Annotated in this window: 19 protein-coding genes and 4 tRNA genes; 4 read left to right on the plus strand and 19 right to left on the minus strand. The window is 58.1% G+C overall.

Features of this window, described 5'->3' with window-relative positions; translation table 11 throughout:
- Window positions 1-17 precede the first annotated feature (17 nt).
- The 12 genes from ssb to Q0D52_RS08080 all read right to left on the minus strand — a co-directional run bounded on the left by ssb (window position 18) and on the right by Q0D52_RS08080 (window position 8,054).
- Window positions 18-485, minus strand: coding sequence for a single-stranded DNA-binding protein (gene ssb / locus Q0D52_RS08025; RefSeq protein WP_294381773.1), 468 nt, complete (start codon window positions 483-485; stop codon window positions 18-20).
- A 49-nt stretch (window positions 486-534) separates the two neighbouring features.
- Window positions 535-828 (minus strand): 30S ribosomal protein S6, encoded by a 294-nt coding sequence (gene rpsF, locus Q0D52_RS08030; protein WP_294163073.1) that lies wholly within the window; start codon window positions 826-828, stop codon window positions 535-537.
- A 319-nt stretch (window positions 829-1,147) separates the two neighbouring features.
- Complete coding sequence (locus Q0D52_RS08035; RefSeq protein ID WP_294381776.1) at window positions 1,148-1,690, minus strand: hypothetical protein; 543 nt, start codon at window positions 1,688-1,690, stop codon at window positions 1,148-1,150.
- 134 nt (window positions 1,691-1,824) lie between these two features.
- On the minus strand, window positions 1,825-2,298 hold the full coding sequence (locus tag Q0D52_RS08040; RefSeq protein ID WP_294381779.1) for a winged helix-turn-helix transcriptional regulator: 474 nt from the start codon (window positions 2,296-2,298) through the stop codon (window positions 1,825-1,827).
- A gap of 305 nt (window positions 2,299-2,603) precedes the next feature.
- Window positions 2,604-2,696 (minus strand) — tRNA-Ser (locus Q0D52_RS08045).
- Window positions 2,697-2,772: 76 nt separating this feature from the next.
- Window positions 2,773-2,864: transfer RNA gene (locus Q0D52_RS08050), tRNA-Ser, on the minus strand.
- Between the two features lie 73 nt (window positions 2,865-2,937).
- A complete protein-coding gene (locus Q0D52_RS08055; RefSeq protein WP_294381782.1) occupies window positions 2,938-3,753 on the minus strand; it encodes an ATP-binding cassette domain-containing protein in 816 nt (271 codons plus the stop codon).
- An 81-nt stretch (window positions 3,754-3,834) separates the two neighbouring features.
- Entirely contained in the window at window positions 3,835-5,049 is a 1,215-nt protein-coding gene (locus Q0D52_RS08060; RefSeq protein WP_294381784.1) for a peptidylprolyl isomerase, read from the minus strand.
- A 284-nt stretch (window positions 5,050-5,333) separates the two neighbouring features.
- The gene (typA, locus tag Q0D52_RS08065) at window positions 5,334-7,145 is read right to left on the minus strand and encodes a translational GTPase TypA (RefSeq protein ID WP_294381786.1); all 1,812 of its coding nucleotides are present in this window, start codon (window positions 7,143-7,145) and stop codon (window positions 5,334-5,336) included.
- Window positions 7,146-7,154: 9 nt separating this feature from the next.
- Window positions 7,155-7,715 carry a J domain-containing protein gene (locus Q0D52_RS08070; RefSeq protein ID WP_294381788.1) on the minus strand — a complete coding sequence of 187 codons (561 nt, stop codon included), beginning with the start codon at window positions 7,713-7,715 and terminating at the stop codon, window positions 7,155-7,157.
- Between the two features lie 115 nt (window positions 7,716-7,830).
- A tRNA-Ala gene (locus Q0D52_RS08075) sits at window positions 7,831-7,906 on the minus strand.
- Window positions 7,907-7,977: 71 nt separating this feature from the next.
- Window positions 7,978-8,054 (minus strand) — tRNA-Ile (locus Q0D52_RS08080).
- 205 nt (window positions 8,055-8,259) lie between these two features.
- Here Q0D52_RS08080 and Q0D52_RS08085 point away from each other — a divergent pair.
- Entirely contained in the window at window positions 8,260-8,769 is a 510-nt protein-coding gene (locus tag Q0D52_RS08085) for a bifunctional nuclease family protein (protein ID WP_294362460.1), read from the plus strand.
- Between the two features lie 190 nt (window positions 8,770-8,959).
- Here the strand turns inward: Q0D52_RS08085 and gyrA are convergent, their stop codons facing one another.
- From gyrA to Q0D52_RS08120, 7 genes are all read right to left on the minus strand, one after another.
- On the minus strand, window positions 8,960-11,692 hold the full coding sequence (gene gyrA, locus Q0D52_RS08090; RefSeq protein WP_294381791.1) for a DNA gyrase subunit A: 2,733 nt from the start codon (window positions 11,690-11,692) through the stop codon (window positions 8,960-8,962).
- A gap of 9 nt (window positions 11,693-11,701) precedes the next feature.
- Window positions 11,702-13,663: a DNA topoisomerase (ATP-hydrolyzing) subunit B gene (gene gyrB, locus Q0D52_RS08095; protein WP_294362462.1), complete on the minus strand. Its 1,962-nt coding sequence runs from the start codon at window positions 13,661-13,663 to the stop codon at window positions 11,702-11,704.
- Between the two features lie 139 nt (window positions 13,664-13,802).
- Complete coding sequence (locus Q0D52_RS08100) at window positions 13,803-14,393, minus strand: hypothetical protein (protein ID WP_294381793.1); 591 nt, start codon at window positions 14,391-14,393, stop codon at window positions 13,803-13,805.
- Entirely contained in the window at window positions 14,390-15,514 is a 1,125-nt protein-coding gene (recF, locus tag Q0D52_RS08105) for a DNA replication/repair protein RecF (protein WP_294381795.1), read from the minus strand. Before recF ends, Q0D52_RS08100 begins: the two co-directional genes overlap by 4 nt.
- A gap of 15 nt (window positions 15,515-15,529) precedes the next feature.
- Window positions 15,530-16,630, minus strand: a complete 1,101-nt coding sequence (dnaN, locus tag Q0D52_RS08110) for a DNA polymerase III subunit beta (protein WP_294163317.1) — start codon at window positions 16,628-16,630, stop codon at window positions 15,530-15,532.
- Window positions 16,631-16,994: 364 nt separating this feature from the next.
- On the minus strand, window positions 16,995-18,764 hold the full coding sequence (gene dnaA, locus Q0D52_RS08115; protein ID WP_294381798.1) for a chromosomal replication initiator protein DnaA: 1,770 nt from the start codon (window positions 18,762-18,764) through the stop codon (window positions 16,995-16,997).
- Between the two features lie 81 nt (window positions 18,765-18,845).
- The gene (locus Q0D52_RS08120; protein WP_294381799.1) at window positions 18,846-19,958 is read right to left on the minus strand and encodes an ATP-binding protein; all 1,113 of its coding nucleotides are present in this window, start codon (window positions 19,956-19,958) and stop codon (window positions 18,846-18,848) included.
- A gap of 224 nt (window positions 19,959-20,182) precedes the next feature.
- On the opposite strand from Q0D52_RS08120, the gene Q0D52_RS08125 reads away from it, so the two are divergent.
- The 3 genes from Q0D52_RS08125 (at window position 20,183) to rnpA (ending at window position 21,532) form a co-directional block, all read left to right on the plus strand.
- Entirely contained in the window at window positions 20,183-20,416 is a 234-nt protein-coding gene (locus Q0D52_RS08125; protein WP_294362471.1) for a hypothetical protein, read from the plus strand.
- A gap of 643 nt (window positions 20,417-21,059) precedes the next feature.
- Entirely contained in the window at window positions 21,060-21,194 is a 135-nt protein-coding gene (gene rpmH / locus Q0D52_RS08130) for a 50S ribosomal protein L34 (protein ID WP_042432297.1), read from the plus strand.
- A gap of 11 nt (window positions 21,195-21,205) precedes the next feature.
- The gene (gene rnpA / locus Q0D52_RS08135) at window positions 21,206-21,532 is read left to right on the plus strand and encodes a ribonuclease P protein component (RefSeq protein WP_081468856.1); all 327 of its coding nucleotides are present in this window, start codon (window positions 21,206-21,208) and stop codon (window positions 21,530-21,532) included.
- Window positions 21,533-21,591: the final 59 nt, after the last annotated feature.

Below are 21,591 nucleotides of genomic sequence, written 5' to 3' on the forward strand. Positions count from 1 at the left end.
TGGTAAACCTCTTTCGCTTAAAACGGGATGTCTTCGTCGTAAACCGAAGCAGAGGCATCTACGATCGGAGCTGCAACGGGAGCTGCCATCGGAACGGGCTGCGGGGCGTAACCTGCGGTCATGCCGTTGTCGTAACCCTGGTTGGCATTGTTGCCGTTGCGGCTGGACATGAACTCCAACTCGTCGACGATCACTTCAAGCTTGCTGCGGCGCTGACCATCGCGTTCCCAAGAGCTGTAGCGAAGCTTGCCCTCGATGGCCACTTTCGTGCCCTTCGTAAGGTAGGGCTGCAGCTTCTCGCCACGGGTGCCGAACATGGTGCAGTCGACGAAGTTCGGGTAATCCTCCCATTCGCCGGTCTGCTGGTTCTTGCGGCGGTCGTTGACCGCAACGCCGAACCCCAGGATGGCCATACCGCTTTGCGTGGAACGAATTTCGGCGTCGCGCGTAAGATTTCCGCTGATCATGACACGATTGATGCTCATGTGTATCTACCTCTTCTCATGCTGGGACCTTGAAGGCCCCTACGTAATCCTATTCGCGGTCGGTGCGCTTCACGATCATGTGGCGAACAACGACATCAGAGATGCGCAGCACGCGATCGAGTTCTGCAACCTCGGCGGGATCAGCGTGGAAATCGATGAGGGTGTAGACACCGTCGGTCAGACCATTGATCTCGTAAGCGAGTTTACGCTTGCCCCACTCGTCAACGTTGTCGACGGAACCCTCGGCGGACGTGATAACGCCCTGGATACGATTCATCGTATTTGCACGGGTTTCCTCGTCGGTAGACGGAGCAATAATAAACAGCAGTTCGTAAGCCTTCATCAGCTCACCTCCTTTGGACTTTACGGCCCCGGGCTGGTGAAGGCACACACCGGGGCAGGAATTAGCCTGATTATATTATCAAGCCCGATTCCTTAATTCCAGCCTTTGACCTTGCTTTCTTCCTTCTGCACCGTTTCAACACATCGCCGCACCCCCAGACGGCAGGCCCCTGCTCCATAGCCTGCCGTCTGCCCGCAATTGCAACTATACGCACGCCATCTCGCATAACCCTTGTCGAAATGACGAAGGCGGTTCACCTGAACCTTGCAGGTGAACCGCCTTCATCTCTATCGCAAGCCCTTATTGAGTGCTATTCGGGTTATTCCTCTTCGGAACCTTCGGCCTCCACGTCGAACTCGGTCTCGTCCTCTGCGGTGTACTTCTCGTCGATCTCATCATCGCTGTACTCGCCCGGGGCCTTCAAGGCGATCATGAAGTTCGGGGCCTCGCCGATGTATGCCGGCTCGTCCTCGAACTCGACGGTGCCGTCCTCAGAGCACTCGTACAGGTAGCCCACGGCGTAGCCCTTGTCGGCACCGGGCACGCCGCCTTCGGCGATGAGAGCATCCTTGGTGCCTTCGTCAACCTCGACATATCCGTCATAGCACAGCGCATAGGCCTGTGCTCCCTGTGCGTGCTGCACGGTGTGACGAGCCGCATTGAAGCACGCCTCCACAGACTCGCCAGGATGATTCTCGATGAACAGGTTCTCCTTGACCGCCAGCGCGGTGAACGGAACCACTTCGTTGCTCTGCGTCAACTTCTGCTTCGCCTCATCCAGCGAGAACAGCATCACCTTCTCCAAGATCTCGGGAATCTCGGGCACTTCGTTATCCTGATTTTCAACAACGCGATCTGCCATTGCCGCATCCTTTCGGTTTCCTACAATGCGAAAGCCACGCCCCCGCATGCATTCCATGATGCATCCAGTGTAGCGTGGCTTTTGCGTGGCAGTATCGTCCTTGCAACGAACCGCTGAAAATCCGCGTTCGGGTTTTAGCGACGATGACGCTTGCGGCGCACCTTGTAGCCCTTCTTCTTGCCGCAGATGCCCTTCTCCTTCATTGCCAGGATCAGCTTCTCGGTGATGGCGTCAAGCTGGGCGACCTCTTCGGCGCTCAGGCAGGAGATGATCTCCTCGGCAGTCTTATCGTTGGCTTCAGCACGCTTCTCGGCAAGCTCACAACCAAGATCGGTCAGCTTCACCGCATAGGTGCGCGGCTGATCGACCGACTCGATGGTCACATAGCCGTTGCGTTCGGCCTTCTTCACAACGTCCTTCAAGTTGCTGCGGTTCATGCCCAGCGTCTTGGTGAGGTCGCGCTGGGTAGCGCCGTCATCAGTCAGCAGGGCCTGCAGCAGTGCGCCTTGACCGCGCTTAAAGCTCTTCGGGCCGTTCTTACGGAATGCCAAGCGAACAAGCTTGTTCGCCTTCTTCATCTGAGCCAAAGACTTTGCGGCTTCGTTCATGGTGATTCCTTCCTATAGCGACAAGGTTCGAGTGTTGTTCGAATGTCTTGAGTATAGAAGCGACGCTTGCCTGATGTTTCACGTGAAACATGTTATCCATAAACACTACGCGGATTACTATTTCCCCAGGTTATATTCATAGATATGATTATTCGTGAATTAGATTGCCTCTTAATTCCGCATTAAGGGATCGCTTTAAAAAGGGCTTTGCAGCCATATTCGATTCAAGAACACCGCCAGAGGCAACAGGACAACAATCCCTGAAAAAGAAAAAGCCCTTGCGCTTGCAAGGGCTTTACGATTCCTGGCGGAGGAGGAGGGATTCGAACCCTCGTCACCGGGGTTGCCGGTGAAACGGTTTTCGAGACCGCCGCATTCAACCACTCTGCCACCCCTCCGCGTGGGGTGGGTCGGCTGGGTATTTATGCCGACCTACAAAAAAGGCGTTACCGTAAAGGTTCCGCCGGGATAATCTGGCGGAGAGATGGGGATTCGAACCCCAGATACGCTTTTGGCGTATACACGATTTCCAATCGTGCACCTTCGGCCAGCTCGGTCATCTCTCCGCTTGCTTACAGACTGCATCGCATTCACGTTTTCTCTCGTGCGCTCATGCAGCGTTTAGGTATGTTACACCATTTAATACGAACTCACAAGAGAAAAATACTCATTGTTTTTGCCATTTTTCGCAACTTGCAGCGGCACGTCGAACAGCGAGCTCATCATCTGGTCGGTCAGCATATCCTCCTTCGCGCCGTCCGCGAACAGCTTTCCCTCCTTGACCAGGACCAATCGCTTGATTTCCGGAATGATGTCTTCCGGATAATGGGTGATCAGCACGATGCCCTTGCCCGCCCTTGCGAGGTCGCGCATGCTTGAACGCACGTAGTACATGCCCTCCGGATCCAGGCCCGTGCACGGCTCGTCGAGCAGCAACGTGCTCGGATCATGTACAAGAGCGCGGGCAAAGAGCACACGGCGAGCCTGGCCGCTCGACATGGTCATGATGTCCTGTTCAGCAAGCTTCGCCACGCCCAGCATATCCATGGCTTCAAGCGCCTTTGCGTGCGTGCGCTCGTCAGGATGAACGTGTCGCGGAAGGCCGAGCGTTCCGAACAAGCCACCCTCTACGATATCCACAGCCGGCAGATGAACGTTGATCTGCGCCTGCATGGTAGAAGACACGATTCCCAGCGTTTTGCGCACATCCACCAGCGTCGCGCGTGGGTTGCCGTTGAACTTCACCGGAGGCTGCTCACGATACAGCGGCATCACTTCCCTGGTGATAAGCTTCACGAACGTCGACTTGCCTGCGCCGTTGGGACCTAGAAGCGCGATGTTCTCCCCTTTAGCAAGCGAGAATTTGTCAACATGCAGGATGGTTCGTCCCGCTCGCACGACCTCGGCATCGTTAAGCTCGAACAGCGGCTGCTCTGCGGTATTCTCTTCGTTCATATGCCCATTCCTTATCAAACGAAGAAGGGAACCCGCTGAAACGGGTTCCCTTCTTGTACTTGCTTTACGCGCCTTTTCAGGCTAGTTTGCCGAAGACTTCCCCTCGGCATCGGTTGCGCTGACGGCATTGTCGGCGGAACCATCCGTGCTAGCGGAGGCGTCGCCGTCCGTCGAACCGGCGGCCGACACATTCACGTCGGAATCCGCGGTGCTGGAGGAATCATCGGTCTGATACTTCGACATGTCCACGTCATAAGGCAGGCCGGAGGGCATATCGTTGATCTTGAGGTCGGAAGATTCCTTCTTCTCCTTCAGCCAGTTCTGGTAGTTCGTGGTCTTGCCCTGAGACTGCAGCGACTCCTTGATGGTTTCCTGCCACTCGGAGGGAATCTGGTCGATACTGGTGATCTTCACCGTCTCGGTGCCGTCGTCGGCCTTCTCCTTCGGGGCGCTGAACACGTCGGTGCACTTGATGATATGGATGCCATAGCTGCTGGTAACCAATCCGCTGACCTGGTCTTTCTCAAGACTGCTCAGCGCATCGGTGTACTCCTGCACGAACGAGCTGGTCTTATCCCAACCCACATCGCCGCCGGCGTCCTTGGAACCCGTATCCTTGGAATACTGCTTGGCGGCCTCGGCGAAATCAAGCTCGCCGGAGTTGATCTTGTTCAGCACGTCCTGGGCGGTTGCCTCATCATCGGAATCGAACAGGATGTGGCTGGAACGCTTGGCCCCATCGTAGGCGCTGGCGTACATCTGCGCGTACTGGAGCATATCTTCGCTAGAGGGTTCCTCGGTGGACTCGAAGGTGTTGTACAGCTCCTTCGCCTTCAGCTGCAGCTCGATCTCGGAACGGTACTCATCCTCGGTCATGCCGGCCTGCTCAAGAGCGGACTGCCACTTCTCGTCGCTATCGTAGTTCGACTTCATCTTGTCGACGTAGCCATCGACCTCGGAGCTATCGATGGTGATGCCCTTTTCCTCGGCTCCGGAGTTGATGAGCTCGCGCGTGACATACGTGTTGATGATCTGCTCGCGCACGCCCGCCGGATCGGTTCCCATCTGGGCCAGGTAGTTGCCCCAGGAATCCTCATCGGTCAGACCCTGCTGCTCGCGCACGCTTTGGATGTAGTCGGTGACCGTGTCTTCATAGATTTCGGTGCCGTTGATGGTGGCGGCCACTGCGCCCGAACCGGAATTCTGGTTATTGCTGGAGCAACCGGCAACGCCCATGACGCACGCCGCCGAAAGACCCATCGCGCAAACCGTTGAGATAATGCGAGATGCCTTCATAAAACCCTTCCTCAAACGCATGAAACCGCTGGACAGACGCGTCCCACGGTCAAATCGAATGCCTCGTGGGTATTTTCCCACACGGCGGAATTCGCCTTTCTTCCAGCACAATATGCCCATGCAGGTTTCACAGGAGCTGGGCTTTCCTACAGCATTCGAGGTACTTCCCCATAGAAAAAGGCGGCCCGAAGGCCGCCTTATGGGATTTTAGCCGGTTCGATCTCACCTGCTTTGCAATGCGATCGAACCGGTGTTCACACATGAAGCCGAAAACGACTGTTGCGTTATTTCTTGTTCGCCTTCTTGCGCTCGATGGTGCTCAGGATGCGCTTGCGCAGGCGAATGGACTCGGGAGTAACCTCAACCATCTCGTCGTCCTCGATGTACTCCAGCGCCTCCTCGAGCGTGAACGTGATCGGAGGGGTCAGCTGGATGGCCTTGTCCGCGGTGGAGGATCGCTGGTTGCCCAGGTTCTTCGTCTTGGAAACGTTGACCACCATGTCGCCTTCCTTGGCGGACTCGCCGACGATCATGCCCTCGTAGCACTCGTCGCCGGGCTTGACGAACAGGCGACCGCGCTGCTGCAGCGTGTCAAGCGCGTAAGCGACGGCCTTGTCGGTTGCCATAGCGATCATGCAGCCGTTCTTGCGGCCGTCCATCTCACCGGAATACGGGCCGTACTCGCGGAAGTGATGGAACAGCACTGCCTCGCCGTGCGTTGCGTTGAGGATGCGCGTCTTCAGGCCCATGGTGCCGCGGGACGGGATGCTGAAGGTCAGGTGCGTCATATTCTCGTCGGAGAACATGTCCTCCATGATGCCGCCGGCGGTGCCCATGACCTCGATGGCCTTACCGGAGTAGTCGTTCGGCACGTCGACGGTGGCTTCCTCGATCGGCTCGAGCTTGTTGCCGTGCTCGTCGGTCTTGTATACGACCTGCGGGCGGCCGACCTGGAACTCGAAGCCCTCGCGACGCATGGTTTCCATGAGGACGGACAGGTGAAGCACGCCACGGCCGGCGACGCGCACGCCGGACTTGTCCTCGGTCTCGTCGATGCGCATGGAGATGTTGCTCTCCTTCTCGCGCATCAGGCGCTCCTTGAGCTGGCGGGCGCCGACGATATCGCCTTCGCGGCCGACCAACGGGCTGGTGGAAGCCTCGAACACGACCGCCATGGTGGGTTCCTCGACGGCGATGGGCTCCATCTCCACCGGGTTCTCGGAATCGGTGATGACGTCGCCGATGTCTGCGGCCTCGACGCCGATCACGGCCACGATATCGCCGGCGTGAGCCTCGGGAACCTCGGTCTTGCCCAGGTTCTCGAAGGTGTAGACCTTGCGGATGGTGGCGTTGTACTGGTTGCCGTCGGGCTGCACGACCAGCACCTGCTCCTTCTCGTGCAGGGTGCCGCTGTGCAGACGGCCGACGCCGATACGACCCTCATAGCTGCTGTGGTCGACGGTGCAGACCTGCAGGGCCACCGGGCCCTCGGTGTCCACATCAGGGCACGGGATCTCGTTGATGATGGTGTCGAGCAGCGGGATCATGTCCATGTTGCCGTCTTCGGGCTCCAGACGGGCATAGCCGTTGACCGCGGAAGCGTACACCACCGGGAAGTCAAGCTGCTCGTCGGAAGCGCCCAGCTCGACCATCAGGTCGAACACCTTGTCCACAGCGCCCTCGGGATCGGCGTTGGGGCGGTCGATCTTGTTCACGACGACCACGATGCGCAGGCCGCGCTCAAGGGCGTGGGAGAGCACGAAACGCGTCTGAGGCTTGGGACCCTCATAAGCGTCCACGATAAGAAGGGCGCCGTCGGCCATGTTCAGCACGCGCTCGACCTCGCCGCCGAAGTCGGCATGGCCGGGGGTGTCGATAACGTTGATCTTGACGTCCTTGTAGTGAATGGAGATGTTCTTGGACAGGATGGTGATGCCGCGCTCGCGCTCCTGATCGTTGGAGTCCAAAACGCGCTCCTGCACTTCCTGGTTCTCACGGAACACGTGGGACGACCACAGCAGGCGGTCGACCAGCGTGGTCTTACCATGGTCGACGTGCGCGATGATGGCAACGTTGCGAAGGCCTTCTTGCTTCATACGGGTGTGCTACTCCTCTTCAGATTCTTGCGCGATTTTGCGCTCTTCCCTATTCAATTCTTCAATATGCTCGGTAAGCGTGTTGATGGAACGTTGCGATGATACCACCTGGACAATTCCCCAAATAGCCGCAGTCGAGGCAATAGCCGCAACCACACCGAACAACCCGAAAGGGCGTCGGCCGCAGAACAAAGCCACCAATCCGCCGATAGCCGCCATTCCCATGCCGTTGCGGCGTTCGTCGTACACCGCATCGCGTTGGCGCACTAGCTGCGTCCTGGCCGCGGCTATGCCGGCGAGACGGGCATCGACATCGTCGTAAGCCGCGCGCGTCGAACGCCCCGAGAACGAGGAGCCGCCTGCTTTCCTGCGACCTTTGGATGACGTCAGGAAATCGTAGGCCTCCTGCAAGTTCTTGAATTGCTCGGTTGCCCGGTCCTGCAGCTTTTTATTGGTGGCGAAGCGGTCGGGATGCAGGATCTGCGCCGTTTCGCGATAAGCCGTCTTGATATCCTCGTCGGTAGCGTCCTCGTCCAACCCTAAGGCACGCAATGCTTCCAGACGGTTCATGACACCTCGCTTACCAGCTCGACCGTTTCCTACCCCAATACGAAAGCAGGCCCGTTAACGGACCTGCGGACAAAAAAATTGCAGGCCCGTTTCCGGACCTGCAAATAATCTTAAATGGTGGAGGTTAGGGGGATCGAACCCCTGACCTCAGGCTTGCAAAGCCCGCGCTCTCCCAGCTGAGCTAAACCCCCAACTCGCACTTTACAATAATAAACGCTCCACCGGCAAACTCGGCTCACGGTGGAGCGTTTATCGCAAATACTGGTGGGCCCGAATGGATTTGAACCAGCGACCTCACGCTTATCAGGCGTGCGCTCTAACCAACTGAGCTACGGGCCCCTTCGAAAAGTGCTCGTTTATTATAACCAGGGTTTCCAAGAATGGTCAAGAAGAATTTTCAACTTTTAGGAAAATTTTTTCCAACCGCAGTTTTACAGAAGAAACCGCAGGTCAGAGCCTTAATCACGCGTATAATCCCTTATATAGAGCTACCTGAAGGGCTCGATTTTATATATGAGCGAAACGCTTATAGTTAGGAGCAGGCTTGGTTCCCATCGCCGTGCAAAAGATCATCGTCGGAAGCGCTCCGGGTCCTTCCATCCTTGTGTTGCAGCCTATCGAGGAAAGCCCCGTGCCTGGAACATCGCGCATCGTTCCCATCATGGTGGGTGCCGCCGAAGCTGCTCAACTGCATCTGGCGGTCACCCATACCAAGGTGGCACGCCCTACTACGCACGACCTGCTTCTCGACGCCCTTACAAATCTTGACGCAAGCGTCGACCACGTCCTTATCGACAAGGTGAAGGGATCTTTGTTCTTCGCAAAGCTTACGCTGCGCCAGCACGGAAGGCTTATCGAACTTGATGCTCGTCCCAGCGATGCGCTCTCCCTGGCGTTGCGCGAGGATTCGCCGATCTATATCAACGAGGACGTGCTCGAGCGCGCTTCGTATCCCTATATCGTTCGCAAGCCCATCGAGGACGAATCTGCCGAAGAGGAGCTTGAGGAGTTCCGCTCATTCCTGGAGAACCTCGATCCGAAGGATTTCTCGTAACGCCGATCAGGCTGCCCACGCGCGAGGTATAAGCTCCCGCGATAGATCAGGTCGGCTGTACCCTAAATCAAGATGTTTCACGTGAAACATCCCATGCGGCCAGACAACAATGCACCCATGCAACAAGAGAGCCGCCCCAAACGGAGCGGCTTTCTTACAAGCTTGCATATGTCGGTAGCTAGCTGGCTGGCTACTCTTCCATCTCGTCGATGGATGTCTCGTCAATCTCTTCGGCGCCGTCGGCGTTAGCGGCACGCTTCTTCTTGCCGTGGGCGGCGATGGCAACCGCGGTCACGCGGTCGTTCTCGGCCACGTTCATGACGCGTACGCCTTGCGTGGAGCGGCCGAGCTCGGAAATGCCCTCGACGGAAGTGCGCACCACAACGCCCTCCTCGGACATAATCATGATCTCGTCATCGGACCCGACGATCTTCATGGCGGCCAACAAGCCCTTCTTCTCCGTCATGGTGATGGTGAAGACGCCCTGGCCTCCGCGATGGTGCGACGGATACTCGGAGATAGGCGTGCGCTTGCCGTAGCCCTTCTCGGTGATGACGAACAAGTCGGTCTCGGGGCGCGCGATCTCCATGCCGAGCACCTTGGCGTCCGCCGGCGCGTTCATGCCGCGCACGCCCATGGTGCCGCGACCCATGGCGCGAACCTCGTCCTCGGGCCACATGATGGCCTTGCCGGCTGACGACACCATGATGACGTTCTCGCCCTGAGCCACGCGGCGCACGCTGATAAGGCGGTCGCCGTCCTTGAGGTTGATGGCGATAAGACCGTCGCGGCGCGTACGGTCGTACTGCTCCATAGACGTCTTCTTCACCATGCCGTGCTCGGTGGCGAACATGAGATACTCGTCTGCCGGGAAGTCCTTCGTCGCGATAACCGCACTGATGGTCTCGCCCTTCTCAAGCGGCAGCAGGTTCACGATGGCCGTGCCGCGCGCGTGACGCGACGCCTCGGGCAGCTCGTAGACCTTCAGGCGGTATACCTTGCCCTTCGTGGAGAAGAACAGCATGAAGGAGTGCGTGGACGCGACGAACAGGTGCTCGACATAGTCGTTGTCCTTCAGGTTCACCGCCTGCATGCCCTTGCCGCCGCGCTTCTGCTGGCGGTACGTGGCAACGGGCAGGCGCTTGACGTAGCCGGCCTTCGTGACCGTGACCACCATGTTCTCCTCGGCGATGAGGTCTTCGACATCCAAGTCCTTGGCGGCATCGGAGAGCTGCGTTCTGCGGGGAGTGTCGAATTTCTTCTTGATCTCCTGCAGCTCCTCCTTGATGATGTCGCGCACCAGCTGAGGATCGGAGAGCACGCGGTTGTAGTACGCGATCTTCTCGCGCAGCTCTTCCAACTCGGACTGGATCTTCTCGCGCTCCAAACCGGTCAGACGGCGCAGGCGCATCTCCAGGATGGCGGTGGTCTGCTTGTCTGTCAGGCCGAAGCGCTCGGTCAGGCGAGCCGCCGCCTCCTTGTCGGTTTGCGAGGAGCGGATGATGCTGATGACCTCGTCGATATGATCGAGGGCGACCACGTAGCCTTCCAGGATATGGGCGCGTTCCTCGGCTTTGGAGAGCTCGTAGCGCGTACGACGCACGATGACGTCTTCCTGGTGGGCGATGTAGTAGTGCAGCGTCTCCTTCAAGGAGAGCACGCGGGGCACGCCGTCGACGAGCGCGAGCATGATGACGCCGAAGCCCACCTGCAGCTGCGTGTGCTTATACAGCTTGTTGAGCACCACCTGCGGGATGGCGTCCTTCTTCAGCTCGATGATGATGTCGATGCCGTGACGGTCGGCGCCGTCGTGGATGTTCGAGATTTCGGGAAGCTTCTTCTCGCGAACCAGCTCGCCGAGCTTCTCGAGCAGGCGCTGACGGTTCACCTGGTACGGGATCTCCGTGACCACGATGGAGCTTTTGCCGTTCTTGCCCTCTTCGATCTTGCACTTCGCGCGCACGGTAAGGCTGCCGCGACCCGTCTCATAGGCATCCAGGATGCCCTTCTTGCCCATGATGATGCCGCCGGTCGGGAAATCCGGGCCGGGAAGGGCGGTCATGAGCTCGGCGGTGGTGACCTCGGGGTTGTCGAGCATCATGCACGTGGCGTCGATGGTCTCGCCGAGGTTGTGCGGCGGGATGTTGGTGGCCATGCCGACGGCGATGCCGTTGGAGCCGTTGACCAGCAAGCTGGGGAAGCGCGCGGGCAGGACCGTGGGCTCCTCCAGGCTTTCGTCATAGTTGGGCTGGAAGTCGACCGTTTCCTTGTCGAGGTCGCGCAGCAGCTCCATGGCGGCCTTGCCCAGGCGGGCCTCGGTGTAACGCATTGCTGCGGCCGAGTCGCCGTCGATGGAGCCGAAGTTTCCATGGCCATCGATGAGCGGAACGCGCATGCTGAACGGCTGGGCCAGGCGAACCATGGTGTCGTACACGGCTGAGTCACCGTGCGGGTGATACTTGCCGATGACGTCGCCGACGGTACGGGCGGACTTCATATGCGGACGGTTCGGCGTATAGCCGGACTCGTTCATGGCGTACAGGATGCGGCGATGGACCGGCTTCAAGCCGTCGCGCACGTCGGGCAGGGCGCGGCTGACGATGACGCTCATGGAATACTCCAGGAACGAAGATGCCATTTCCTTGCCGAGATATGCCGCACGAACGGTGGTGCCTTCGCCGCCGTTTGCGTCCTCGATGATAGAGCCGTGGGGGTTGGCGACGGTGGACATGTCGATGAGCGAGCGGGCCTTGTCTTCCTCGGACACCGGGCCCGACGTCACCGTGTGGCCGGGCTCGGGCTGCTCGACGTCCTGCTCGCCGGCGTCCGCCGCGTCTTCCTCAGCGGCATCGACCAAGCGCTTCAGGTCGTCGGGAAGCTCCTCGCCGCCCTGACCATCGCGGTTGTCAGTGTTATCTGCCATTCAATTCTCCTAGATGTCCAAGAATCTAACGTCGCGGGCGTGCTTCTGGATGAACTCCTTGCGCGGCTCGACCTGATCGCCCATGAGCTCGCTGACCGTGCGCTCGGCCTCGGCGGCATCGTCGATGCTCACCTGCAGAAGCGTACGGGTAGCAGGCTCCATGGTGGTTTCCCACAGCTGCTCGGGATCCATCTCGCCCAGGCCCTTGTAGCGCTGCACGTCGAACTTCTCGGAACCGCCCATTTCCTCGAGCTCGCGGCTCAGGCTGTTCTCGTCGTAGATGTAGCGCTCGATCTTCGTGGAGCGGGTGTTCTTCTTCTTCACGCCGAAGATGGGCGGGCATGCGATGTAGACGTAGCCGCGGTTGATGAGCTCGGGCATATAGCGGTAGAAGAACGTCAGCAGCAGGATGCGGATGTGCGCGCCGTCGACGTCGGCATCGGTCATGATGATGATGCGGTGGTAACGCGCCTGATCGGCGTCAAAGTCCTCGCCGATGTTCGTGCCGATGGCCGTGATGAGCGAGCTGATGGTGTCGCTGGACAGGGCGCGATGCAAGCCGGCACGCTCGACGTTCAAGATCTTACCGCGCAGCGGCAGGATGGCCTGCGTCTTGCGGTCGCGCGCCTGCTTGGCGCTGCCACCTGCGGAATCGCCCTCTACAATGAAGATTTCGGACTCTTCGGGTTTTTTGGACGAGCAGTCCGCCAGCTTACCCGGCAGCGCGAACGAGTCGAGCACGCCCTTGCGGCGCGTCATCTCGCGGGCCTTGCGGGCAGCTTCGCGGGCCTTCAGAGCCTGCGTGGCCTTGCCAATGATGCGTTTGGCCGGCGCAGGGTTCTCCTCCAGATACTCGGCCAGGCCCTGCGTGACGGCGTTTTGGACAAGCGGACGGATCTCGGAGTTGCCGAGCTTCGTCTTCGTCTGGCCCTCGAACTGCGGGTCGTGCAGCTTCACGGAGATGACGGCGGCCAAGCCCTCGCGGGTGTCGTCGCCGGAGAGGTTGTTGTCCTTCTCCTTCAGGATGCCCTTGCTGCGCGCATACTCGTTGATGGTGCGCGTGACGGCCTGCTTGAAGCCGTCGAGGTGCGTGCCGCCCTCGTGCGTGTTGATGTTGTTGGCGAACGCCATGACGGAGTTCGCGGAGAACGACGTGGACCACTGCATGGCCACCTCGACCGTGCCGTCGGCGCTTTCGGCCTCGAAATAGATGGGCTTGTTCAGCGTTTCGCGGCCCTCGTTGAGGTACGTCACGAAATCGATGATGCCGCCTTCATACTGGAAGACGTCGCTATGAGGCTCGGGCGAGGTGTCCGACACGATAAGGCTCGGGTTGGCACGCTCGTCGGTCAGCGTGATCTTCAGGCCCTTGTTCAGGAAGGCCATCTCGCGGAAACGCGCCGCAAGCACGCTGTAGTCGTAAATGGTGGTCTCGGTGAAGATCTCGGGGTCGGGCCAGAAGGTGACCGTGGTGCCGGTGTGGTCGGAGGTGCCCACCTCGTGCAGCTTCTCGCAGGTTTTGCCCTGCTCGAAGGCGATCTGGTACTCCTTGCCATCGCGACGCACGTTCACCTGGACGCGCGTGGACAACGCGTTCACGACCGACACGCCCACGCCATGCAAGCCGCCGGACACCTTGTATCCCTCGCCACCGAACTTGCCGCCGGCGTGCAGCACGGTCAGGACGACCTCTACCGTGGGAATCTTCTCCTTAGGGTGCTCATCGACCGGGATGCCGCGGCCGTCGTCGGCGACGGTGATGGAGTTGTCGGGGTGAATGGTCACCTCGATATGGCTGCAGTAACCGGCCAATGCCTCGTCGACCGCGTTGTCCACAACCTCGTAAACCAGGTGATGGAGACCGCGCGGGCCCGTGGAGCCGATATACATGCCAGGACGCTTGCGAACAGGTTCAAGGCCTTCGAGGACCTGAATGTCCGAGCCGTCGTAATGATCAGGTTTTGCTGCCACTGACACGCTCCTCTAGTATTGAATGTTTCGATTCCGGATGGTTCTGGAACCTATTGATTTTATCACAACGCGTCTTGGCACCGGGGCTCTTCACGCCCTTTACAGGCCTTCAGATGCCTTCTAAGGCATGATTTTCAATCTATAGATCACTTTTGCCGTTTTTTGCGCGCCCAGGCTTTTCGCTTGCCTCCAAGGCTTTCAGGATTGATTCCCTGAGGCGCTTATCCTCAACGCCTGCGGCCTGCTCGCGCAAACGAGCCACGGCCTCGGGGCTGATAAGCGGATCGGGGGCGTGCGCGGCCCGGGCGGCCTGTTGCGCGGCGCGCGCCGCCTCCTCGCGAAACGGGTGGCGGGCCTTCATGTCGAAGCGCGCGGGTTTGATGGAGAACAAGGCAACATGCTCGCCCTGTTCGTTAAGGCGGATCTTCAGCATTTCCTGGCGAGCATCGATATCCGAACGAATCATGGCGTCATCGCAATACACCACGAGCAGGGTCTTGCCCGCGGGCACGCGCGCCGCCATAGGGTCGTTGGCCTGCTCGGGTTTCATGATGTACACGCCGTTGGTATGGTCGAGCACCAGCGGCGCGGAATCGCGATAGACGGCCTCCACGGCGCATTTCCAGCGAACGTGCACCTCCGCAACGCGCTGAGAACGTGCGGCTTGGGCGCCGGCGGCGCCAAGGCTTCGCAGCAATTGCTGCAAGCCGCTGCCAAGATCGGCCATCATTCACCGTCCTTCCGCTCAAGAGGCAAACGCACGACGCGGGCCGCAGCGAGCAGGTCCTCGTCGAAATACGCCAGGTTCGCCGTGGTTATAAACGTTTGGATATCCCCCGAGACGAACTTCACCAGCGCGCGACGGCGCTGCTCATCGAGCTCGCTCATCACGTCGTCAAGCAACAGCACCGGCTGCTGACCCAGAAGGTCGCAGATAAGCGTGACTTCCGCAAGCTTGAACGCCAGCACCGCCGAGCGCTGCTGGCCTTGGCTTCCATACACGCCCACCGGACGCCCTTCGACGAAGAACTCGATGCGGTCGGCATGGGGTCCCACCAATGCGCGATGACGGGCGCGCTCTTGCGCCATCGAGGACGCAAGAGCCGCCGCGAAACGTTCGCGGGCCTCGTCGCGATCGAGCGTTTCCCCGGCATCGAGCCATTCACCCTCTGCAAGCCACGACGGGGCGTAGCGGGCCGACAACGTTTCACGGTTCCCCACGATCTCGGCGTAATAGCTAGCCATCGATGCCGCCAGCTTGCCGAATAGAGCCGCGCGATAGCACACCAGTTGAGCGCCGCAGGTGACCATCAAGTCGTTCAGGCTCTCCAGCAAAAGCGGCGACGCCTCGTCTTTCAGCAGCGAGTTCTTATGACGCAGCACCTTGTCGAAGTCCCGACGAATCAGGTAATGGTTGCGCGAAAGCTGCGACCCTACGGCGTCGAGCGCGTTGCGGCGCGTGGTGCCCGAGCCCTTCGCCAGGTTCAGGTCGTCGGGAGTGAACGTGACCGAAGGGATGACGCCCTTCAAGTCCGCCGTCCGTTTCTGCTTGCCGTTGAGGGTGAACCGGCGTTTGCCCGCCTTGATCGTCAGTCCCAGCTCCAGCAACCTGTTCTCGTCAGCGGCAGTTGCGCGCAAGCGGGCGAAAGCGGCGCCTTCACGCACAAGCTGCAACCCCGTAGGGTTTCTGAACGACGTTTGCGCCGTAAGCAGCTGAATCCCTTCCACGACGTTGGTCTTGCCGACGGCATTGGGCCCCACCAATACGGTCAGGGGTCCGATGTCGCCCAAGCGGAAGTGCTCATAGCTGCGAAAATCATCGAACGCAACATCTTTGATGCGAAGGCTCATGCAACGCCTTCGTTGTTAGGAAATGCGCACAGGCATGACCAGGTACAGGAAGTTCTCGCCTTCGCCAGCTTTGAAAATGCCCGGCTTCATGCCAGACTGAACTTCCAAGAACACGTCATCGGTGCTCACCGAGCCTAAACCGTCGAGGACGTATGCGTAGTTGAAGGCGATCTCAACGTTCTCTCCCTCGCCTTGGCACGCCAGCGTCTCCTGCGCGCTGCCCACATCCTGGGCAGCGGCGGAAAGCTGCACGGTCTGGCTTTCAACATCGATGGCGAACTTCACCGGCGAGCTTTGCTGACCCAAGATCGACGTGCGCTTCACGCCAGAGACCAGATGGCTGACATTGAGGCGCACGCGCGTGGCATAGGAGTCGGGCAGCAGCTGACGATAGTTCGGGAAATTGCCCTCGATACGACGGTTGATGAACACGGTGTCGTGATAGGTGACCACGATTTGATTCTCCGCCAAGGCGATGGTCAGCGGGTCGTCCGTACGCGTCAGGGAAGCAAGCTCCTGCAGGAAGGAGCCGGAGATCACGGCCTGGAAGCCCTCAGCCGCGGGCTCGCCAAGCTGAGCTTCGGTGATGGCAAGGCGATAGGAGTCGGTTGCCACCATCTTCAGCGTCTCGCCTTCAAACGTGATGAGCACGCCGGTAAGAATGGCACGGCTCTCGTCCTTGGACACCACGCGTGCCACGCGCTTGACCATAGACGAGAACTGAGAGAACGGGATGGAGATAGCCTGCTGCGTATCAACATGGGGGAATCCCGGGAAGTCCTCGGCATCCAGCGTCTTGATGGAGAACGAGGAAGCATCGCACGTGATGACGGCGGAATCCTCTCCGGTTTCAACATGCACGGCAGCATCGGGCAGATTCTTCACGATGTCGAAAAACAGCTTGCCGGGAAATACGGAACGGCCTTCCTCCTCCACCAGCGCAGGGATGGTGAATTGAATGGACAGCTCCAAGTCGGTTGCCTGCAGCGTCAGGTTGTCGTTATGGGCATCCAGATAAATACCCGAAAGGATAGGCAGCGTAGAACGGGTGGCGATGCCCTTGAGCACAACGGCAAGCGCATCCTGCAGTTCCGATTGGTTGATGCTGAATTTCACAGGCTCCTCTTTCCCTTACGTAAGACGTTGCTCCATGATAGATGGTTCATGCAGCGTTGTTATTTATCTTCAATGCTTTTCTTTTAATAATAGGTTTTTGAATAGTAGTAATAATAAGCGCGGTGGAAATGTTGAGAACTCGCAAAACCCCATGTCATTCCTGAAAAGTAATTCAACTTCCAATGTGGGCTGCCTGTTCTCTCAATCCACCATGATTATTGATTACATTATCTTTCCCCTTGAGTTCGATGGTTTTCGCCATGTTTTACGTTGTTTATCCCCATGTTTTCCTGATTCCTTCAAAATGCCTGGTCAACCTGGTTGTTTCACGTGAAACACGGCGAATTTGCTTATTGGTGAAACGCTATAGCTCGCGGATTATCTGCCTGAGGGCTTCCATTTCTTCGCGTGCAACGCGGTTCTCCTTCATTTTCGCCTCTATGTTGCCCACCGAGTACATGATTGTCGAGTGGTCCCTGTTGAACTTCTTTCCGATGTCCCCGTAGGGGATGTCGAGCAGCTGTCGGCACAGGTAGATGGCGGTTTGACGTGCGTGGGCGATATTACGCGTCCTCTTCTTTCCCACGATGTCGGTGTGGCTGACCTTGAAGAAGTCCTCCGTCACCTTCAGGATGTCGTCTGCGGTGAGCCTTTTGCTGGGACCGCCCGAGAAATGGTTCTCCAACAATTTACGCACGTCGGCCACGGTGATGTCCGAGCCTTCGCCGCACTTCATCTTGACGATGACGTTGGTCACTGCGCTTTTCAGCTCTCTGATATTCGAGCCCGAACTTTCGGCTATGCATATCTGGACGTCTTCGGGCATGTTGATGGGCCCGGATTGTTCCATATCCTCGTATTCGCGGATGAAGCTTTTGACGATGCTCAGCTTGGTCTCGATCTCGGGAGGCTGAATGTCGAACGTGCCGCCGGAGTTGAAGCGCGTCTTGTAGCGTTCGTCGATGTCGATGTTCTTCGGCGCGCGGTCGGCGGAGAGCACGACCTGCTTGCCCTGGCTTGTCAGCTTGTTGAATATCTGGAACATGATGTCAAGCGTCTGCTTCTTGCCCTGTAGTTGCTGGACGTCGTCGACAAGGAGGACATCGGCTTCCTCGTAGTACATCTTGAAGTTCTTGTAGCTGGACTTCTCCGTATCATGCGCCGCCGATGCATCCATGTAGTCCTCGAGCAGCTCGTTCGAGTCTTTGTAGACGACCTGCAGGTTGGGCATGTTGCTGTTGATGTAGTTTTGTATGGCTCGAAGCAGATGCGTCTTGCCCAGCCCCGATCTTCCGTAGATGAACAGCGGGTTCAAGTGCGGTTTGCCCGGGGTTTCGGCAACGGAGACGGCCATGGAGTACGCCATGCGGTTCGAGTCGCCGATAACGAAGTTCTCGAACGTGAGCGTTGAGGTGACTGAGTTGTTCGGCGCGGGCTGGTCGGACGCGGTGTTGTCGGCCGGGATGACCTGCGGGGCGGGTTCTTGCGGAGTGGCGGCAACGGGTGCTGCGGTGGCTTGCTGGTCCGGTGTGCTTGCCGAGGCCGCAACCGAGGTCTGCATCGGCGGCACCTGTTGGATGGCATTGGTCTGAGTCGTTGCCTGAGCCGGCATCGCTGCCGCTTGGGCCGGTGCTGCGTCTAGCGTCTCGCTCGCCGGGAGCGTTGCCGCGGGGGTTGCGGCTTGTTGTGCGGCTATCGGTTGGGCTACCGGTGCCGAAGCCGCCGGCTGAATCGCTGGTTGCGGCGCGGTCGCGGGGGTTGCAGCCGGAACCGCAGCTGCTGGTGCGGCCGGTTGCGTGGCGGGATTAGGCGCTGCAGTTGCAGCGGGTGCCGCCGCCGGAGCGGGTGCAACCGGCGCTGCTGCAGGGGCCTGTGATTCGTCAATGCCGATGAGCACGTCGAAAGGCACCCCGCGGATCTCTTCGAGGGCGCGCTTGATGTGGTCGATGTAATGGCGCTCGATGAAGTTCTTGATGAATTCCGTATTAGCGGTCAGCATCATGAACCCGTCGCTTGCGGCCTGGGGAAATAGCTGGCTGAACAGCGCATCTACCTGAGGGCCTATGATTCCCTCATAGCTTTTGACGCGGCTGCATACCTCCGCCCATAGCTGATTGATTTCTTCCGTGTTCATAAGCAGGCCTTCGATCATGCGCGTTTAGGCGTGTTCGCCTTGCGCGGTTTCGGTTCGTTGAAAACTGATTGCCGCCGTGTTTTACAGTAGCTGCGCAACCTGGATGCCCAGGTTCGTGAGCATGCGCTTTTTGCCGGACATTTTCAAAAGGCCGATACCTTCCAGCTTTTTCAGCGTGTTGTGTACGCTTGATTGCGCTGCTCCGGTCAGCTTGACCACGTCCGATACGCCCAGCACCCCTTCTTTCAGATAGATGACGAGGAAGTCCTTCTCGCGTTGGGACAGGGACGCGATGATCGGTTGCGCATCCACCGGCGCGGGCTGGATTTGCGGTTGCTGCTGCATTTGCTGGCCGTAGGGATAGCCCATCGGTTGCTGGAGGGGTGCCTGCATGTAACCCTGCTGAGCAGCCGGTGCGTACCCGGGCTGTGCGAACTGCTGCGGGGCTGCATATGCCATTTGCGGAGCCTGTTGGTATGTCTGCATAGGCGGCTGGGCCGCAAACCCCGGTGCGTATTGCGCCGAAGGCTGAGCGTATGCGGGCTGGGCGTTGTATGCAGGTTCGTGATCCTCTTCGGCGATTCGATAGCGCGGCGCCGTTGGTCCGGGATGCTCTGCGTCCTCGTCCTCCTCGACGTGGTCGATCTCAAGCTCCTTGGGAAGCTGAGGATTGCTGCCGTTGGCGCTGATGGTGACCACCGATCCGGTGCCGAGATTGTCTTCGATGCTGATGGTTCCGTGGGTGAAATCGAGGTACTCCTTCACAATGGGAAGGCCCGATCCCACGCCGCGGATATAGCTTTTCATGGGCTCGATGGCGGAGGTGAATCCGGGCAGTTGCGCACGGTCTTTGCAGGCGATGCCCGGCCCCTGGTCCGCGAAGCGGATGGTGCAGCCGTGATCAAGGATCGATACCGTGGCTTCCTGGAATCGTGCGTGGATGAAGTTTTCCGAAACCTCGCGGATAACCGTATAGGGAATGGTGCCGCCCGCCGCTTGCGATTGCTGGTATACGTTCGTCGCCAGGCTTTCAATGAATTCGCCGGTGGGTGCGGGCTGGATTTCGGTGACGCGCGGCGCGCTGAGCAAGTTGTCGTATAGGGCGATGCGCGCAACCGAATTCACGTGAGTGAAGTCGAAGCCCTCATCATCGTTGTTTTCAGGCGATTCCTGATACTGTTCTTGCTCGCTCATCTGCGCTTTTACCGCTTTCCACATTCGTCGTTTTCCAAAGTTTTACACATTTTCGGGAAAAATCCTTGAAAAGTGTACCCTCTTTTCCCGTCGAATTCCATTCAACTGGGCAAATTCCGGAATCGAATGTGGAAAAATCACTATTAGCTGAAAGTTTTTCACATCGATGAACTCGTTGTTTCCTGTGTTTTCCACTTTCTATTCAAAGATTGTTGAAAAGCGGAATGAAAACTCGAATAAGTGCGAAAAACCGAGGTGTAAAAGTTTTCGACAGTGTTGAAATTCCAGGTTGTTCCGACAAGCTTCGGCGGCTTTTTCCAACTGATAAGAAGGATTTGCCGAAGGATTCGGAAATCACCAGGTCGGTTGTGCATTCCAGCGAAAATCAACCTGATTATGCTATAGAGATTGGTAAAATGCCTGTTCAGGGGCGTGTTGAAAACTATGCAAATGCTTAATTACCTGGTCAGGTGCTTGTCTGTGAGCGGTTTTCAATGCTTGAAAAACATGCGTTTCGGCATTTTTCCACAACGTTGTTCGAATGAATTCCAAGTTTTCAACGTTTTCCACAATCGTCGGAATCGCTTGATGCGGAGCAGCTCGTTTTTCCAGCCGCTGGTGATGGGTTTTGGGGTATATTTCCTTCTCTTCGCGGGCATCGGTTGGCCGCAGGGAACGTTTTCGTCGAGTGGCGTTTCATTGCCCGCTCTGGTTTTCCACTGCTATCCCTTCACGTGCTTCTCGCGCAATCTTCCCTGGGTTGCCGAAAGCACCTTCGCTAGATGAAGAGGATTCGGCGTCCCCAGCCAATACCAGCGAGGTTCCTTCTCTTGATTTTTTGTACGCCGGTGCGTTCGAACCGCCGAAAAGGCGTCTCCACTAGATGTTGCGACCTATGGTCTCGATTCCCCAACGAATTGTTGAAAGCAACGTTTTCCAGTGCATCGACATTGTTGTGGAAAACTTTGTGTTTTCGCAGGTGGGCTTTCATAATGTGGGTATCTTGTGCATCGGCTGGCATATATAGGTAAAAACCTTTTGACAGTCGTGCCGTTCCGGTTATACTCAACAAGTTGCTCTAAACCATGAAAGGGAAACGATATGAAGCGCACCTATCAACCTAACACTCGTAAGCGTGCCAAGTGCCACGGCTTCCGTGCCCGCATGGCAACCAAGGGCGGCCGCAAGGTTCTGGCTGCTCGCCGTGCTAAGGGTCGTAAGCGTCTCTGCGTGTAAAGAGTATTCGATTGGAGACTATCAAGTCCAAAGCGGACATCTCCGATCTGTTCTCTAGCGGAAAGCGCCTGCGTACACCGTACCTTACGCTCATAGTGTTACCAGCGAAGCAGCACGGCCTTCACGGTCGTGTTGCTTTTATTGCAGGGAAAAAATCCGGTAACGCTGTATGGCGTAATAGCGCAAAGCGTCGGATGAGAGCTATTTGCCATGAGCTGGGCGGCCCGTTCCCGAATCTCGATGTGATATTTCTCGCGAAGTCGGGTATTTGCCGCGCTAAGTATAGTAAAGTGCTCGAAACATGCGACGAAGCGCTGAAACGCGCTGGAATTCGGTAGGGTCTGATTGGAATGAAGAAAGGTTTCGGAAGCATACCGTGCAAGGTGGCTATGTTTCT

The sequence above is a fragment of the uncultured Senegalimassilia sp. genome, from assembly GCF_934630535.1.
Classification (GTDB): domain Bacteria; phylum Actinomycetota; class Coriobacteriia; order Coriobacteriales; family Eggerthellaceae; genus Senegalimassilia.